General features: G+C 25.0%; 18 protein-coding genes. 3 read left to right on the plus strand and 15 right to left on the minus strand.

What is annotated here, in order from left to right:
* Window positions 1-108: 108 nt before the first annotated feature.
* Together CSGHG_RS11880 and CSGHG_RS11885 are read right to left on the minus strand one after the other, a co-directional pair.
* On the minus strand, window positions 109-1548 hold the full coding sequence (locus CSGHG_RS11880; RefSeq protein ID WP_010295547.1) for a PH domain-containing protein: 1440 nt from the start codon (window positions 1546-1548) through the stop codon (window positions 109-111).
* Window positions 1541-2032, minus strand: a complete 492-nt coding sequence (locus CSGHG_RS11885) for a PH domain-containing protein (RefSeq protein ID WP_010295548.1) — start codon at window positions 2030-2032, stop codon at window positions 1541-1543. The genes CSGHG_RS11880 and CSGHG_RS11885 overlap by 8 nt, the downstream gene beginning before the upstream one ends.
* Before the next feature lie 419 nt (window positions 2033-2451).
* Here CSGHG_RS11885 and CSGHG_RS11890 point away from each other — a divergent pair, with 419 nt between their 5' ends.
* A complete protein-coding gene (locus tag CSGHG_RS11890; protein WP_010295550.1) occupies window positions 2452-2979 on the plus strand; it encodes a lipoprotein in 528 nt (175 codons plus the stop codon).
* A 100-nt stretch (window positions 2980-3079) separates the two neighbouring features.
* Here the strand turns inward: CSGHG_RS11890 and CSGHG_RS11895 are convergent, their stop codons facing one another.
* The 4 genes from CSGHG_RS11895 to CSGHG_RS20660 form a co-directional block, all read right to left on the minus strand.
* A complete protein-coding gene (locus CSGHG_RS11895) occupies window positions 3080-4453 on the minus strand; it encodes an MATE family efflux transporter (protein ID WP_010295555.1) in 1374 nt (457 codons plus the stop codon).
* Window positions 4454-4496: 43 nt separating this feature from the next.
* Window positions 4497-4928 carry a MarR family winged helix-turn-helix transcriptional regulator gene (locus tag CSGHG_RS11900; protein ID WP_010295557.1) on the minus strand — a complete coding sequence of 144 codons (432 nt, stop codon included), beginning with the start codon at window positions 4926-4928 and terminating at the stop codon, window positions 4497-4499.
* A gap of 98 nt (window positions 4929-5026) precedes the next feature.
* The gene (locus tag CSGHG_RS11905) at window positions 5027-5698 is read right to left on the minus strand and encodes a nitrite/sulfite reductase domain-containing protein (protein WP_010295559.1); all 672 of its coding nucleotides are present in this window, start codon (window positions 5696-5698) and stop codon (window positions 5027-5029) included.
* A gap of 341 nt (window positions 5699-6039) precedes the next feature.
* Window positions 6040-6645 (minus strand): peptidylprolyl isomerase, encoded by a 606-nt coding sequence (locus tag CSGHG_RS20660; protein WP_010295560.1) that lies wholly within the window; start codon window positions 6643-6645, stop codon window positions 6040-6042.
* A gap of 314 nt (window positions 6646-6959) precedes the next feature.
* On the opposite strand from CSGHG_RS20660, the gene CSGHG_RS11915 reads away from it, so the two are divergent.
* Window positions 6960-7442, plus strand: coding sequence for a CarD family transcriptional regulator (locus tag CSGHG_RS11915; protein WP_010295562.1), 483 nt, complete (start codon window positions 6960-6962; stop codon window positions 7440-7442).
* Window positions 7443-7633: 191 nt separating this feature from the next.
* Here CSGHG_RS11915 and CSGHG_RS11920 read toward each other — a convergent pair whose 3' ends face one another.
* Genes CSGHG_RS11920 through CSGHG_RS11930 form a run of 3 tightly spaced genes read right to left on the minus strand, consistent with a single transcriptional unit; the run spans window position 7634 to window position 9314 of the window.
* Complete coding sequence (locus CSGHG_RS11920) at window positions 7634-8092, minus strand: GNAT family N-acetyltransferase (protein ID WP_010295563.1); 459 nt, start codon at window positions 8090-8092, stop codon at window positions 7634-7636.
* Window positions 8093-8141: 49 nt separating this feature from the next.
* The gene (locus tag CSGHG_RS11925) at window positions 8142-8570 is read right to left on the minus strand and encodes a bis(5'-nucleosyl)-tetraphosphatase (RefSeq protein ID WP_010295565.1); all 429 of its coding nucleotides are present in this window, start codon (window positions 8568-8570) and stop codon (window positions 8142-8144) included.
* Window positions 8571-8594: 24 nt separating this feature from the next.
* On the minus strand, window positions 8595-9314 hold the full coding sequence (locus CSGHG_RS11930) for a hypothetical protein (RefSeq protein ID WP_010295567.1): 720 nt from the start codon (window positions 9312-9314) through the stop codon (window positions 8595-8597).
* A gap of 393 nt (window positions 9315-9707) precedes the next feature.
* On the opposite strand from CSGHG_RS11930, the gene CSGHG_RS11935 reads away from it, so the two are divergent.
* Window positions 9708-10379 (plus strand): helix-turn-helix domain-containing protein, encoded by a 672-nt coding sequence (locus CSGHG_RS11935; protein WP_010295569.1) that lies wholly within the window; start codon window positions 9708-9710, stop codon window positions 10377-10379.
* Between the two features lie 80 nt (window positions 10380-10459).
* Here the strand turns inward: CSGHG_RS11935 and CSGHG_RS11940 are convergent, their stop codons facing one another.
* The 6 genes from CSGHG_RS11940 to CSGHG_RS11965 all read right to left on the minus strand — a co-directional run bounded on the left by CSGHG_RS11940 (window position 10460) and on the right by CSGHG_RS11965 (window position 14557).
* Window positions 10460-10816 carry a carboxymuconolactone decarboxylase family protein gene (locus CSGHG_RS11940; RefSeq protein ID WP_010295571.1) on the minus strand — a complete coding sequence of 119 codons (357 nt, stop codon included), beginning with the start codon at window positions 10814-10816 and terminating at the stop codon, window positions 10460-10462.
* 159 nt (window positions 10817-10975) lie between these two features.
* Window positions 10976-11560, minus strand: a complete 585-nt coding sequence (locus CSGHG_RS11945; RefSeq protein WP_010295574.1) for a GNAT family N-acetyltransferase — start codon at window positions 11558-11560, stop codon at window positions 10976-10978.
* Between the two features lie 87 nt (window positions 11561-11647).
* On the minus strand, window positions 11648-12034 hold the full coding sequence (locus tag CSGHG_RS11950) for a hypothetical protein (protein ID WP_010295577.1): 387 nt from the start codon (window positions 12032-12034) through the stop codon (window positions 11648-11650).
* A gap of 83 nt (window positions 12035-12117) precedes the next feature.
* Entirely contained in the window at window positions 12118-12945 is an 828-nt protein-coding gene (locus tag CSGHG_RS11955; protein WP_010295578.1) for a DUF169 domain-containing protein, read from the minus strand.
* 92 nt (window positions 12946-13037) lie between these two features.
* Window positions 13038-13607, minus strand: coding sequence for a GNAT family N-acetyltransferase (locus CSGHG_RS11960; RefSeq protein WP_010295580.1), 570 nt, complete (start codon window positions 13605-13607; stop codon window positions 13038-13040).
* A gap of 110 nt (window positions 13608-13717) precedes the next feature.
* Window positions 13718-14557, minus strand: a complete 840-nt coding sequence (locus tag CSGHG_RS11965; protein WP_010295582.1) for a class I SAM-dependent methyltransferase — start codon at window positions 14555-14557, stop codon at window positions 13718-13720.
* Window positions 14558-14854 lie beyond the last annotated feature (297 nt).

Consider the following 14854-nt stretch of genomic DNA (forward strand, 5'->3'; position numbering starts at 1 on the left):
ATAACTTTTGACGAACTTATAAATAACAATACACAAACTTTAAAAGATATTATTAATGAATATATTGTTTAAATAACATAAAAGGTGGATATATATCCACCTTTTATGTTATATTATTAAATTTTCTTCTAAGGTTATCATTAATTTTCCATCTAAATGTCTAACCGTTACCACTTCTCCAAAATTATTTGTACAAATATCTACGTTTAAATCGCAGACACCTGAATATCTTTGAAATAAAGTTTCACTTTTTGTTATAGATTGTACACTTTTTTGTTTTATTAAATGAGTAATTTTAGTTCTTGAGCCACTAGACATAACTATAACATTTTCATCTAGACCTATTGATGTATTTTTATAGTTTAAACATCCTAATATTATTTGCCATAAAGCTAATATAACAACAACTCCTATTTTTACTTTATAGTCAATTTTAGGAATAAAATAACAAATGGTAGAAGTGATTATAATCGTTATTAACAACCTTTTTACTATGAACCTTCTAATCTCCCTTTTCTTTGGCTTTTTAAAATCTCCTTCAAATTCTAAATCATCAAAGATATTTTTTATTATTCTATCCTTTTGATTTTTATTAGCTATAGGAAATATCATAGCAATTTTATCTTCCATGTCACCATACCCAACTATTATTCCTTCAATAGTATAAAGTCCCGTAAATTGTTGAATAAAGTTTTGCTTTAATTTTAATCCTTGTATTTTATTATGTGATAGTGAGTACTTTTTCTTTGTAAAAAATCCATATTCTATATTTACTTTTTTATTATTTTTATAAAGTTTAAAATCATTGTATCTTATAATCTCTAACAATGTAGCTATTAAAGCAACTATAATGTATATAAGAATTGTTGAAAATAAAATTAATATTATAGTAACTATTATGGATTTTCCACTTATTGTACCTTGCACTCCAAGAAAAATTTCATGAGCACTATCACCAACAGAGTTTATTATTTTTTCACTTATAAAATCTAAAAATTGTGAAAGAAAAACATATAAACCAAAAACCCATCCTAATTTATTTTTAGTTAAGCCATATATAAAAATGTCTTTTTTTGTAGCCTTTATAATATTATCATAATTATCTTTTATTTTAATGCTCTCAACTTTATTTTCTAAAAGTGCATCTTTATATTTATTTGCAAGATTTGTTTTTATTGTTACTCTTAACTCAGACTTTCCCTCACCAACAGCTCCACTATCAACTTTTAAAGTAGAAACATTAAGTATTCTATTTATAATATTTTGCTGTGTATCTACAGTAGTTATTTTAGAAAGTGGAATTTCTTGTTTTGAAAGAGTAATTACACCAGTTTTTAAAACTAATATATTATCTTTTATATAAAACACAGTTCGTCTCCATTTAATAATAGAATATATAATCATTAAAGCAGTAATTATAACTCCGTAATACCATTTTAATTTAACAAAAACTATTGCAACAAAGACTATTGATTCATAAATAATTTTTAATAGTTGAGATAAAATTACAACCCAATGATTTCTATTAGGTTTTTCTAAATTACTCATTTTCTTCCACCTTTTGCTTTACCTTATTTTTTAAATACTCACTTATTTCTTCTGCTTTTGCCATTTCTATATTAGGAATTTTATGACTACCGCCAGCAGTTACTATAGATATATCACCTAAATTAAATAACTTATTTATAGGTCCCTGTGTAACTGTTATGTGTTGTATTCTTAAAATTGGTATTACAGTTCTTTTTAAAATAAAAATCCCTTCTGTAAAATCAACCTTATCTTCAGTTATTATGTATTTCCATTGATTATATTCTATAATAGGATATAAAAAAGTATTTAATAATAAAAATACCATAACTATTCCTATAACTATGTTTATAGTAGTATTATAATTAATTAACCACTTCCAATTAAACTGTTTTTTTAAAAACCACTGTCCACCATATAAAATAACTCCAAATATAATAGTTGTTATTAACCTTGCTATAAGCCACGATTTTTTTGAGTTAATATTAAGCTTATTATATTCCATAACTTTTTCTCCCCCTAATTATTATATTATTTTAATATATTGTAGCATCTTTTATAGTATAAATTTTCATTTTTTACTTAAAAAGGTCTTTTTTATACTTAAAACTAATATTTATTAAGTTTAAAAATTAATTTCTATGTACACTCTTTAAAAATTATAAAATTAAGGTATAATTTATTATAGGAGAAAGAGGCTTTAGCAAATTTAACTATGGTATATTTTAATAAATTTGTAACGTAAAATATACAAAAGGTAAATCCTAGCTACCTTTTTAATAACAAAATTTAACAGTTATTTTTATAATGCCTTAATATTATTATGAAAAAATCAATTAAAATTTTAATAGTTATTATATTATTATTTTTTCTTTAGCCGCCTTATATTATTTCGGTTTTTATCCAAATACTAAACTTAAACCTATGGATTCTACTATAGAGTTTAATGAGAAAGACTTTGTAGATAAATTTTTACCAAAAGACTTTAAATTAAATCTTAGTGAGCTTTCTTTAAAATCTCATACAACATTAAATGATGAGGAACTTACAGATTTATGCATTTTAGCTGCAAAAAAAGACTCTAATTTAAATAACTATCTAGATGGTTTAAAGATTGAAATAGAAGGTGATTCATTAATTTTAAATGCAAATGTTAAATATAATAAAATTCCTTTTAGAACAAAGTTTGTATTTAAACCTTATGCAGAAAATAATACAATTCTACTTAAATACCAAAAAGGCTCTATAGGTTTTATTCCTGTTTCAAATGAAAAAATTTTTTCAGCTATAGAAAATACTGATTTTATTCAAGTAGATAAAGCTAATGATAATATAATTCTAAATTTCTCGGCTATTAAATACTTAGATATAAAAGATTTATCTATAGCTGATAATAGTATTACTATAGATTTTGAAGCTACACTTAAATTTTGGGACTTAATAAAAAAATAACTATTCATAACTAAAAACTTTAAAAAGCTGTCTTTAAAATAGAACCTTATTCCTATTTTAAGACAGCTTTTTCTCTATTTATTATTGATTTTACCTAAACCTATCTATAAGCTTTTTGAATATCCAATTCTTTTTTTTCTTTAAGATTTCTCATTGCCTTAAAAAATATAGTTCCTGTTATAATTGCAGCCACCAAATCTGATACTGCACCAGACATCCAAACTCCTAATAATTCAAATCTCATTGGAAGTATTATCATACATGGTATTAATATTATAACTTGTCTTAACAAACTTAAGAACATAGAAATTTTTGCTTTACCAATTGATTGAAAAAAGTTTGAACTCACTATTTGGAATCCTAATATAGGGAACATCATAAGATAAACTCTTAAACCTCTAACACCTATATTTATTAAATCTGGATCACTATTAAACATTGATATAAGTACATTTGGAATTAATTGAACTGCTAAAAATCCTGTAACTGTTAAAACAGTTGCTGCAGAAACCGCATATTTTACAGTTTCTTTTACTCTTTTATATTTCTTAGCTCCATAATTGAATCCTATAATAGGCTGTGAGCCTTGATTTATACCAAACACAGGCATTAAAAAAATCATAGATATACTTGATATTATACCCATTGCTCCAATTGCATTATCCCCACCATATTTTCTTAGGGAATTATTTGCTATTACTTGTACTACACTTTGAGCAATCTGCATACTAAAAGGACTAATTCCAATTGCAAAAATACTTAAAACTATTGTTTTATCCAATTTTAAATATTTTTTTCTTATTTTTAATACACTTTTACCTTTTATAAAATAATATAATACCCATATAGTTGTTACAATTTGTGATATAACGGTTGCTATAGCACCACCTCTAACTCCCATATTAAAAGTGAATATAAATATAGGATCTAAAACTATATTGGTAATTGCCCCTATTAGCATAGAACACATAGCAATTTTAGGATTACCATCACTTCTTATGGAATGATTTAATCCAAAACTTAACATATTAAATATTGTACCTATAAATATAACTTCTATGTACTCCCTAGCAAAAACTAAAGTTTGTTCACTGGCTCCAAATATTGCCAATAGTTTATCCATAAACAATAGTCCAAAAATTGTAATTAAAATACTTATTATAATTAACAATGTAAATGCATTACTTAAGTGTTTTTCAGCACTTTCTTTATCATTTTGTCCAAGCTTTAAAGAAATCTTTGCCGAAGTTCCTATACCAACAAGCATACCAAAGGCAAGCATTATAGTCATTATTGGCATAGTAATTGATACACCAGTAATCGCTAAATTTCCCACTTCTGGTATATGCCCTATATACATCCTATCTATTATGTTATATAGAGTGTTAACAATCATACCTATTATGGCAGGTACCGAAAACTCTAAAAGTAACTTAAATACTTTTTCTTCACCTAATTTATTTTGATGATTCATAAAATTCCTCCTTTATTTTTATTAGTATCTAATAACATAACTACTAAATTAAATTGCTAACAGATATTTTTTTTAGTAATTTTAAAAGTGTATTTTCTTCTTCTTCAGTTAAAATCTCTTTAAGCTTATTTTTCCACTCATCTAAAATTTCAAAAAACTTTGGTTCTATATCTAAAGCCTTTTCTGTAAGTATCACATTATATGCTCTTTTATCTTCTTTTCTTTTATCTCTTATTACATAACCTTTATCTTCTAACTTCTTTATAGCTCTGGTAGTTGTGGCCTTGTCCACTTTTAGCATTTCAGTAAGTTCTTCCTGCGTTACTCCTCTATACTTATAAAGATGCAATAAAAATAAGTATTGTCCTGCACCTATATTTAATTTAGTAAATCGTTTACTAAGATAACTATTTTGAACCCTATAAAGTTCAGATATATACTTTCCTAAAGATTCACAATTATTTTTTCCTTTCATAAATACCTCTCTTTTTTAAATATAAACAATAAAAAATAGTTGCGTTAGCAACTATTTTAACATCAATGAATTTCCATTGCAACCATTTTATTTTTAAATTATATAAATTTATCTAAAGATAGTTTAGCTTTAATAACCTCTAGTCCAACTCTATCTATATAGTCACCTAATCTCTCTTTTCCTGTAGCATATTCATCATATACTTTTATTATTTCTTCTACTAATTCAAACAATTTTTCTTCACTTACATTCATACAAAGCTTATCACCAAGTCTTGGTTTAACTCCACCTTTTCCTCCAATATAAACAGACCATCCTTTAGGTCCACCTATAAGTCCTATATCTCTTGTATGGCTATCTGCACAACTATTTGGACAACCACTAACTCCTATTTTTAATTTATTAGGTAAATTTCTACCATGATATGCTTCATCCAATTTAGCACCTACACCTACTGAATCTTGAAGTCCTCTTTTACAAAATGTTGTTCCAGGACATATTTTAACGCTTCTCACACATAATCCTATAGCTGCACCTGGGTTCATATTTAAATCTTTCCATGCATTGTCTATATCCTCTTCTTTTAAACCAACTATTGCTATACGTTGAGCACCTGTAACTTTTATTGCTGATGCATTATATTTATCTGCAACATCTGCAAGCTTTCTAAGTTGTTCTGATGTAACAAGTCCACCTGTTAAATGAGGAGCTATTGCATAGGTTTCTTTATCTCTTTGAAGCACTGCTCCCTTTTCTAGTAAATCTTTCATAAAAAATCCTCCTTAAATACTTACATTTATAATTTATAATATTTCTAATATATGTATATTATATTATCTTTTATAAATAATATCCATTACTTTTTACAAATAATTATCTATTAATATTAAGTTCTAATATTTTAAATTTTAAGTTTTTTCTAAAAAATTATTATATATAATAAATATTGTATAGAGAAACAAGTTCCCATTTGAATTTATTCAATAACTTTAAAATATTGTTATCCAAAATGTAGTGTTGAATTTTGAGCATTTTTGAGCATATCTCATTATCCTTGGTATTCAAGTTTTTGAATGGATTATTTTTAAAGTCAACTTGAAACCTTATAACTTTAAACAAGTTTAATTCCATTTTTACTACGTTGATTAATTATTTCATAGTTTTTCTTAATCATTTCTTCTTTTGTAAATCCTGGCAGTTTTTCTGGCATACCATATTTTTTTCCAAATGTATTTATTGTTATTTTTTCAATATATACTTTTTCTATAGCTTTATGAAAAAATATAATCTTCTCACATTGAACATTACTTATTCTTTCAACTTCATCCATTCCATCTATAACTCTTCCAAAGGCAGTAAATTTTTCATCTAATTGAGGACTATTTATTACAGTTATGAAAAACTCACTACATTCAGTATTAAGTTCAAACCTTCCAAGACCTAAAGTTCCTTTTATAAACTTTAAATCATTATTAACTCCATTTTCTTTACATTCACTTTTAATACTATACCCTAAAGTTCCAGTACCATCATTATCTGGACAACCACTTTGAATAAGTACTCCTTTTTCTACTCTCCAAAAAAATAAACCATTAAAAAATCCCTTTTCTGCTAGCATAATAAAGTTTTTTACTGCTTCTGGTGCCTTATCAGGATATAATTGTATTTTTATATTTTTTCCATTTTTTATTTTCATATCTACTAAAGGTCTTTCCATCATAACCCCCCTAAACATATAATGATTACATATTACACCAAATATATTATTTATTCCTCTTTCCATATTATATAATTTGTCTATATTATATAAATAACCTATAGAAATTTCAGATATAACAAATCATTTTTCACCTTAATATATATGTAAATTTTATTTTTGAAAAACCTATAAAATCTTTTTACTATTTTTTTCAAAAAAAGTTATTGACATTGGTATTTTAGCTGTGATATTATTATAAATTTGACTATTTTATTAATTGTGTTATAATTATATTAAGAAATTAATTTAAATTTGTAGGAGGTGCCTTTAATTTGTTTAAAATTGGTGATAAAGTTGTTTACCCAATGCAGGGGCCAGGCATTATAGAAAATATAGAAGAAAAAGAGTTTAATGGTGAAAAACAGCAATATTATATAATAAAAATATTAAATAATAACATGAAACTTATGATTCCTGCTAAAAAAATAGTTGATTCTAATTTGCGTTTATTATGTGGGCCTGAGGATTTAGAAAAAACATTATTAAAAGCTCAAAATGGCGAGTTAGACTTTGAGGAAAACCTTAACTCAAAAGAAAGATACAATACAAATATGAAGAAAATCAAATCTGGTTCCTTCGAAAAAGGAATAGAAGTAATTTCTACTTTAGTTACAGCTAACAGTGAAAAACCGCTTAACTCAAGTGAAAAACAATTACTTACAAATGCTAAAAAACTTATAATTGAAGAAATAGTTTTAAGTAAAAACATAAGTGAAAAAGAAGCAGCTTCTTTTTTAAAATCAATAATCAGTTAAACATTTAAAATAACCTTAAAATAAAACATATTTGTAAAACTAATTTATTTTGACATATTTATAGACATACATATAAAAAATCATTTTATTCTTATATGCATATCATTAAATTTTATTACCAATATGTTTATTTTTATACCATTTAAAGGGTATGCACAATTTTGCACACCCTTATTTTTTGATTTTTTGAATTACAAGTTAGTTGTATTTAAATTCCATAACATTTCTATATGGGGAATATTATCCTCTAAATAAACTTCTGAAACAGGTTCAAATCCTAAACTTTTGTAGAACTCTATTAAATATTCTTGAGCAGAAATTCTAATTTTATCTTCTTTAAGGATATTTTTAATAAAATCTATAGCCTCTAACATATTTTTTCTCCCTAAACCACCTTTTCTATGCTTAGGACTAACCACTACTCTTCCTATAGATACTTCATCATAAGAAACGCCTTTATGCAATACTCTTACATATGAGCATACCTCTTTACCATCTTTTAGAAATATATGATATGATTTTTTATCCTTATCATCACAATCTTGATATGGACAATTTTGTTCAACAACAAATACCTGATTTCTTAATTTTAATATTTCATAAAGTTCTTCTAATTGTAGTTCATCAAATTTTTTCACAATAAAATTCATATTTCACTTTAGTTCCTTTCATAATTTAATATTTTATCTGAATTACTTATTAATAAGTAATTATTTCTTTTCTAATTAAGTTATTACTATAATCTAATATATTTTTAATACTTTCAAAAGTTAAAACATCAAGACAACTCTCTATAGTTCCCCACATATAATCTGCTATTTCTTCCTCTTGAATTTTTACATTATAACTTAATGCTTCTCCTATAAAAAATGTAACTTCTTTTATATTATCTTTTTTTATTGAATAACTATCCGTTATCTTTAAATTTTCATATAACTTAATATTACTTAATCCGGTTTCTTCTTTAATCTCTCTTAAAGCTGTGTCACGCTCTGTCTCTCCACTTTCCATATGACCTTTAGGAAATCCCCAATATCCTCTTCTTCCTATACTTTTTACTAATAAAAATTCTATTTTTTTATTATTTCGTCTAAATAGAATTCCACCACAACTTCTTTCAACTTTCATAGATAACACCCCTTATATTCTCACCTAATTATTTTCAAAATATTTTCTACACCTGTCTACCCATATTTTTTTATGTTCTTCTTTTGAAACTATTCTGTTATTTAAATCATCTATATTAAAGATTCCTTCATTTTCACACCATTTAATACAGGTTTTTAAAAAATCCATATTCACATCTTTTTCATTTTTCAGATAACCATAAACATAAGGAAATCCCTTTTTATATGCCGCAATAAGTCTTGAATATCCATCTATAGGAACAATTTTATCATTCATTAAAACACAGGTAATAATTATGTTTTCAGGAGCATTTATCCACCTTTCTACATTTTTTAATTTATCACGATCAACTGTAAGCTGTTCAACTTTTATATCTTTCATATATATCTTAAAAACTTTTATATTATTATTTATTAATTTAACCCAATTTTCTTTCTTAATAAAGCCTAAAGTATTTAAATCTTTTACAGTAATATTCCCACTTTGTTCTTTATAAATATATTCTTTTAAATAAGGATTCCAATAACTAATTTCTTCTATTAACTCTTTCAAAGTTTCATATTTAACCTTTTCATCAAATATATTTATGTTAACTATTTGTGCAGTTTTAAAATTCAAAATATTATATTCTAATACCCCTACAATATTTTCCTTATTCTTTGCTATAATTGCTGTATTATGGAAATAACTTTCTTCATACTTTAAATAACTAACTTCATCTTTATATGCTCTACAGATTTCCATATTATTCCCCCTCTAATATTAAGTCCTTAGATTATATATAATTAAAGTTATTTTATATTTTATCACAATGTTTAAAAAATACTTTGAAATGTGAAAAAGTTAAAAAATCTTAAAACAATATAAGTAAATAATGCATCTTATTTATATAATGAACCATAATTAAATGTTAAATAATACTTGATTGAACAATTATTTTTAGACTATATATGTTACAGGGAAACAAGCTGCACTTTAAATTTATCCAATAACTTTATTAATATTTTAGTTATTATTAAATTCTTTTATTTTAAAATATCCACATTTATGTTATAATTGAAAATGATTTTCAATCGCTATTATATATTGTAATTTTATTTATTTTTAATAAGTAAATTTAAAATTTTGGAGGTTTTTATGAACTTTGATTATTTAACATTACAAAAGGAAATATGTAATAAAATTAAATTTTTAGATTTTGACGGTGCAAAAAAATACTATGAAAAACTTTCTAATCTATTTCATGAGATAAAGCTCTCTTATAATTTTGAAATTTGTTCCATAAAAAATCACCTTGTTTCCTTTATAAATTATTTAAATATTAACTTGTCATTAAATACAGATATAGAATATACTCTTCATACAACAGCTTTTGAACTTATTAAGGATTTAGATAAGATAAATAATAAAAGTGAACTTTTAAATTATGGAAATGTAGTTATAGATACCTTCAGTTTTGAGATTTCTCATTGCTGTATAAATTCCAATAAGACTGTCTTAAAAAGTGCTGTAGAAATAATAAATGAAAACTTAAGTAAAAATCTCAATTTAGAATTTGTATCAAATCAAATTCACGTAAGTAAAAACTATCTTTCATTTTGCTTTACTAAAGATATGGGTATCAAATTTACAGAATATATAAAAAAATTAAGAGTGTATAAGGCAAAACATTTACTAACTAATACAAACTACTCTATGCACTACATTGCTACCATCTGTGGTTTTAAAACACAAAGTTATTTTTCTTATGTATTTAAAGAAGTAACTGGATTATCTCCATTAAACTTTAAAAACACTTTTTCAAAATAGTATATTCATTATAATTTATAAACAAAAATAAAGAACTAACAGTATGCTAGTTCTTTTTATATTATATTGATTTTTAATTTTTATTTAGCAAAATCTTTCTCAAATTCGTCTAATGAATCCTTTAATAAAGTAACAGTATATGCCATAGCTGGACCACCACCGAAAGCCACTGCAACCATAGCTGCTTCCAATATTTCTTCTCTTTTAGCTCCAGCTTCTAAAGCCTTATAAACATGAAAAACTATGCAATATTCACAACGATTATAAGCTGCAATTGCAACGCTTATAAGCTCTTTATTTTTAGTTGACAATGCACCTTCTTTATATGTAGTGCCTAAAAGATTCATAAAACCTTTAACATGACTTAAATTAGTTTTCCCAAAGTCATTTAACCCTTGTTGAAAATCATTTAACATTTCTCTTGGATTTTTTTTCATTAAACTCTCCCCCTAATTAAACATAATAAAAAATTGAAACTTTCATTTAAGTAAACGATACCACTTTCTACATTATGTGTCAATTTATATAAATATATATTATATTTTCCAATAAATATTTATTTATCATCATATTTTTTCTATATTTAAAATAGTATATTAAATTGTAAGTTCATACAAATTGCATTCATGTACTCTTTTAAATGTATCTTTTATTTCTTCTTTATTTGCACCTATATAATGTGCAAAGCAACTGCAAATAACCATATTTTCAATTTTTGTTTGAAAATATTTATCACAATCTTTCCTATCCTTATAAACATGTAAATATGATTCCCTCCAATTAAATCCTCTTTTTTTATACCAATCATTTACCCATATATCGTCTCTTGTCCATGCCTGGAGGACTTTAATATCTTTTCCCTTCAATATATTAATTGTTTGGTTTAAAAGAGAAGTTGATATACCTTTATTCCTATATTCAGGTAATACTGCTAAATGCCATATTACTGCACCTAACTCATTTGATTTATAACAAACTTCCCCTTTTTCTATTTCATACTCTGTATCCATAAGCCCTACTATTTTACCGTCTATTTCTGCAACTAATTCAATTGAAGAATTTTTATAGTGTTGTTTTTCTTTTAATACATCATCATAATAAGCAGTATCTAAAAATGATAAAACCCTACACCTTACCCATTTTAAATTATCATCTTTTTTATATTTTCTTATTCTCACCATTATCATACCTTTCAGTTTTAAATAGTATATACTTATAAAGGACTATTTTAAATAAAATAGTCCTTTAATTTTTATATTTTATTCTAATTATTTTTCTTTTAATAATGTAACTTCTGTGAAACATATGCCAAATGAGGCTCCAAATGCAATTGAAATTTCTTTCATTAAATTTATTCCTGATTTACTTATAAAATAATCAAAAACATAACCTAATGCCCATACTATACAAAATAATATACAAAATCTTGAAAATCTTATTTTAAAATCTTTTCTTTGTAACTTTCTTGAATTTAGAATTGTCATAATTGCATTGTACATAATAAATATAAAGGCTATTATTACATAACTAATTATAAAAGTTATAGCTATTTTACTATCTATGTCATTATAAACTATAAATATGGCTCCAATAGTTCCACTTACAAATAACAAGTATATAATTTTTGCAAGTATTGTTTTTCTATCTTTTTTCATTCTCTTATATCTCCTATTTCCCAATAGACACAAAACTAATTTTTTTACAATCTTTATAGATTGTAACCTTAATATTCCTTATTTTAATATTTATCTATTATTATAAAATCTGCATCTTTATTTTTATTTCCAAATCTCTTTACTATTTCTTCTTTTCTATATTTTAAATCTGTAGTATTTATAGTAGCGATTATACCTTTTACAGTACTTTCAAATTGCTCATAAGGTATACCAATTGCCATTTCATCATCTTCCCATTTAGCTAAAAACCTAGTGCTTGGACATAATGTAGAAATATTCATCTTTCCAGTAAGATATGGTTCAACGGTAATTTCAGCACAAATACCTTGCATAGCTGCTAAAGTGGCTTTTATTCTTTCTCCTGTATGATATACATATCCTTGTTGAACTCTCATCGCTTCATAAGGATTTACAATAAATATTATTATATCAGGTGCAACGGCAAAGTCTTCTAATGGCGCTACTTCAATTCCATATGTCCTTGCACCTGTTCTATATAATCCCATAACACCTTCTCGTATTCTTCTGGCCACTGCTGGAGTACTATATAAGTTGTATGAAAAATATTCCATACCAGATTCTATACGTTGTGTTGAATCTTCAAGTCCTAATGCAGTAGTTCCACCATCACAATTTAAATGTTGCAATCTAGCTTTAAAACTTTTTCCACGGGTAGCTTTTTCAACTATACAACAATATGACAATGGACCTGAAGGTTCATCTTTCTCACAATTATTATAATCTTCTTCTGTAAAATAAAATTTTACCCCAACAGGTTTTCTTTTTAAATTTAAAGCACATTGTAAATCCTCACAGTATTCCTTTAATTTTTCATTATCAAATGGGTCTTGAGGAAGCCCATATGAAATTGATTTATGTTTAAATGGCATAATATCCCTCCTAAATATCTAATCTAAATATAAATTAAAATTTTAATACATACAATTTATATAATCGCTATAAAATAAGTTTTTCTTTAATATTACTTATTTTTCTCTAACCAATCACATTTTAATATTGCATATATAGCTAAATCATAAAATTTATTATTTTTTCGTATTTTAGCTTGCCTTAAAGTCCCTTCATACTTCATTCCACTTTTAATCATTACTTTTCCAGAACCTATATTTTTAGTATCGTGTTTTGCTACAATCCTATTAAAATTAACCACTTTAAGCAAATAATCAATTACTGCTGTTAATGCTTCAGTGGCTATACCCTTTTTCCAATAACTTTTAGCTATACAATAACCTATTTCACAACATGAATGTTCTTCTTCTAATTTAACTATAGAAATACCACCAATAACTTTTCTTGTTTCTTTTAATTCTATAGCCCAATTATAACTGTTACCCTGTTTATATTCCTTAACCCATTGATCTATAATTACCTTAGTATCATTTATACTATTATGTGGTTCCCAGGTTAAAAACTTTGTAACTTCACTATCACTTGCCCAATTTTTAAACATATCCTTTGCATCATAAGTTTTAAATTTTCTTAATAATAATCTTTCTGTTTTTATATTCTTTGTGCCCTTATGCTTTAACATAAATTATGTTTAGTGAGAAAATGCATAATACTTATATACCCCCACTAAAAGCCCACTTCCTTTCTTATGTATATTTTATAGAACTTACTTTTAATAATAAATTATTAAGGCTATTCTTTTTTTCCATATGCATATATCACTTTCATATTAAAGCATATACCCTTTTCAGTCTTAAATTTTTCCAGTGTCTTATTTACAGCCAATTTAAAACTTTCAAACTTTTCATCACCTAATTTTTCTATACTTTCTAAAATACCTCTTAATGCATTATTCCACATTTCACTCCACCATTGATTTTCATCTAAATATATTACCTCATTATCTTCTTCATACACTTTAATATCTTTTAAATTTAGACATTTCAGAAAATTCTTCACTCCATACACAGTATTTAATACTGTATCATCTTCTTTTTTATCTTTAACTTTATTACCTTTATTGCTATGAATAAATAAATACTCATTTATTATATCTGTTAACCAATTTTGACTTTCTTGTACCCCCCATAAACTCAAAGCTAATTGTCCCTTAAATTTTAACACTTTTAGAATCTTATTTAGCTCTTTATCCTCATTCAATATATATCCTATACTAAATCCTGATACTACATTATTAAAATATTCATTTTTGAACTCTAAATCCTCCCCATCCATTTGAAATACTTTTATATTATTTATGTTTTCTTTTATAATTTGTTTTTTAGTTTCATTTACCATAACCTTTGAGATATCTATACCTATAACCTGTCCCTTTTCTCCTACTCTTTGAGCTGCTGGAAACAATGATGCTCCACGACCTATACCTATATCTAGAACAAAATCCCCTGCATTTATATCTGATAACTCTATAAGTCTTTCTCCAAACCTCTTCCAATAATTAGGCCCTATTTCACTAAAATTCACTCCAACCTTATCCCAAAGATTTATTAATTCCCTTTTATCTTGAATCATATTCTTCCCCCAAAATATTAATTATTTTATATAATACAATATTTTTCTTATTGTCCGTCACTATATATTTTAGCTAAATTATATAATATTTATTACCTGTCACTATTTATAAGAATTATATATTTAATACCTAATGACTGTCACTAAATATATAGTTTAAATACTTTAGTTTTTAATATTTAGTTCATTAACTTATAGAAAATAGCCCTTTTTAACTAATTTTTTATAGCTTGTACAATTTATAAACTACTCTAATAACATTTTTTAATTTTTCAAAAAACACTAAATTATTGAGGC

Source organism: Clostridium senegalense JC122 (assembly GCF_000285575.1).
GTDB lineage: Bacteria > Bacillota > Clostridia > Clostridiales > Clostridiaceae > Clostridium_J > Clostridium_J senegalense.

Bases quoted from the DNA above. Each gene is read 5' to 3' on its own strand.
- CSGHG_RS11905 (WP_010295559.1), bottom strand. From the start codon at position 5,698: ATGAAAGATTTACTAGAAAAGGGAGCAGTGCTTCAAAGAGATAAAGAA.
- CSGHG_RS11955 (WP_010295578.1), bottom strand. From the start codon at position 12,945: ATGCCATTTAAACATAAATCAATTTCATATGGGCTTCCTCAAGACCCA.
- CSGHG_RS11950 (WP_010295577.1), bottom strand. From the start codon at position 12,034: ATGAAAAAAGATAGAAAAACAATACTTGCAAAAATTATATACTTGTTA.
- CSGHG_RS11945 (WP_010295574.1), bottom strand. From the start codon at position 11,560: ATGGTGAGAATAAGAAAATATAAAAAAGATGATAATTTAAAATGGGTA.
- CSGHG_RS11880 (WP_010295547.1), bottom strand. From the start codon at position 1,548: ATGAGTAATTTAGAAAAACCTAATAGAAATCATTGGGTTGTAATTTTA.
- CSGHG_RS11895 (WP_010295555.1), bottom strand. From the start codon at position 4,453: ATGAATCATCAAAATAAATTAGGTGAAGAAAAAGTATTTAAGTTACTT.
- CSGHG_RS11920 (WP_010295563.1), bottom strand. From the start codon at position 8,092: ATGAATTTTATTGTGAAAAAATTTGATGAACTACAATTAGAAGAACTT.
- CSGHG_RS11890 (WP_010295550.1), top strand. From the start codon at position 2,452: ATGGATTCTACTATAGAGTTTAATGAGAAAGACTTTGTAGATAAATTT.
- CSGHG_RS11930 (WP_010295567.1), bottom strand. From the start codon at position 9,314: ATGGAAATCTGTAGAGCATATAAAGATGAAGTTAGTTATTTAAAGTAT.
- CSGHG_RS20660 (WP_010295560.1), bottom strand. From the start codon at position 6,645: ATGGAAAGACCTTTAGTAGATATGAAAATAAAAAATGGAAAAAATATA.
- CSGHG_RS11940 (WP_010295571.1), bottom strand. From the start codon at position 10,816: ATGAAAAAAAATCCAAGAGAAATGTTAAATGATTTTCAACAAGGGTTA.
- CSGHG_RS11965 (WP_010295582.1), bottom strand. From the start codon at position 14,557: ATGATTCAAGATAAAAGGGAATTAATAAATCTTTGGGATAAGGTTGGA.
- CSGHG_RS11925 (WP_010295565.1), bottom strand. From the start codon at position 8,570: ATGAAAGTTGAAAGAAGTTGTGGTGGAATTCTATTTAGACGAAATAAT.
- CSGHG_RS11960 (WP_010295580.1), bottom strand. From the start codon at position 13,607: ATGTTAAAGCATAAGGGCACAAAGAATATAAAAACAGAAAGATTATTA.
- CSGHG_RS11900 (WP_010295557.1), bottom strand. From the start codon at position 4,928: ATGAAAGGAAAAAATAATTGTGAATCTTTAGGAAAGTATATATCTGAA.
- CSGHG_RS11885 (WP_010295548.1), bottom strand. From the start codon at position 2,032: ATGGAATATAATAAGCTTAATATTAACTCAAAAAAATCGTGGCTTATA.
- CSGHG_RS11935 (WP_010295569.1), top strand. From the start codon at position 9,708: ATGAACTTTGATTATTTAACATTACAAAAGGAAATATGTAATAAAATT.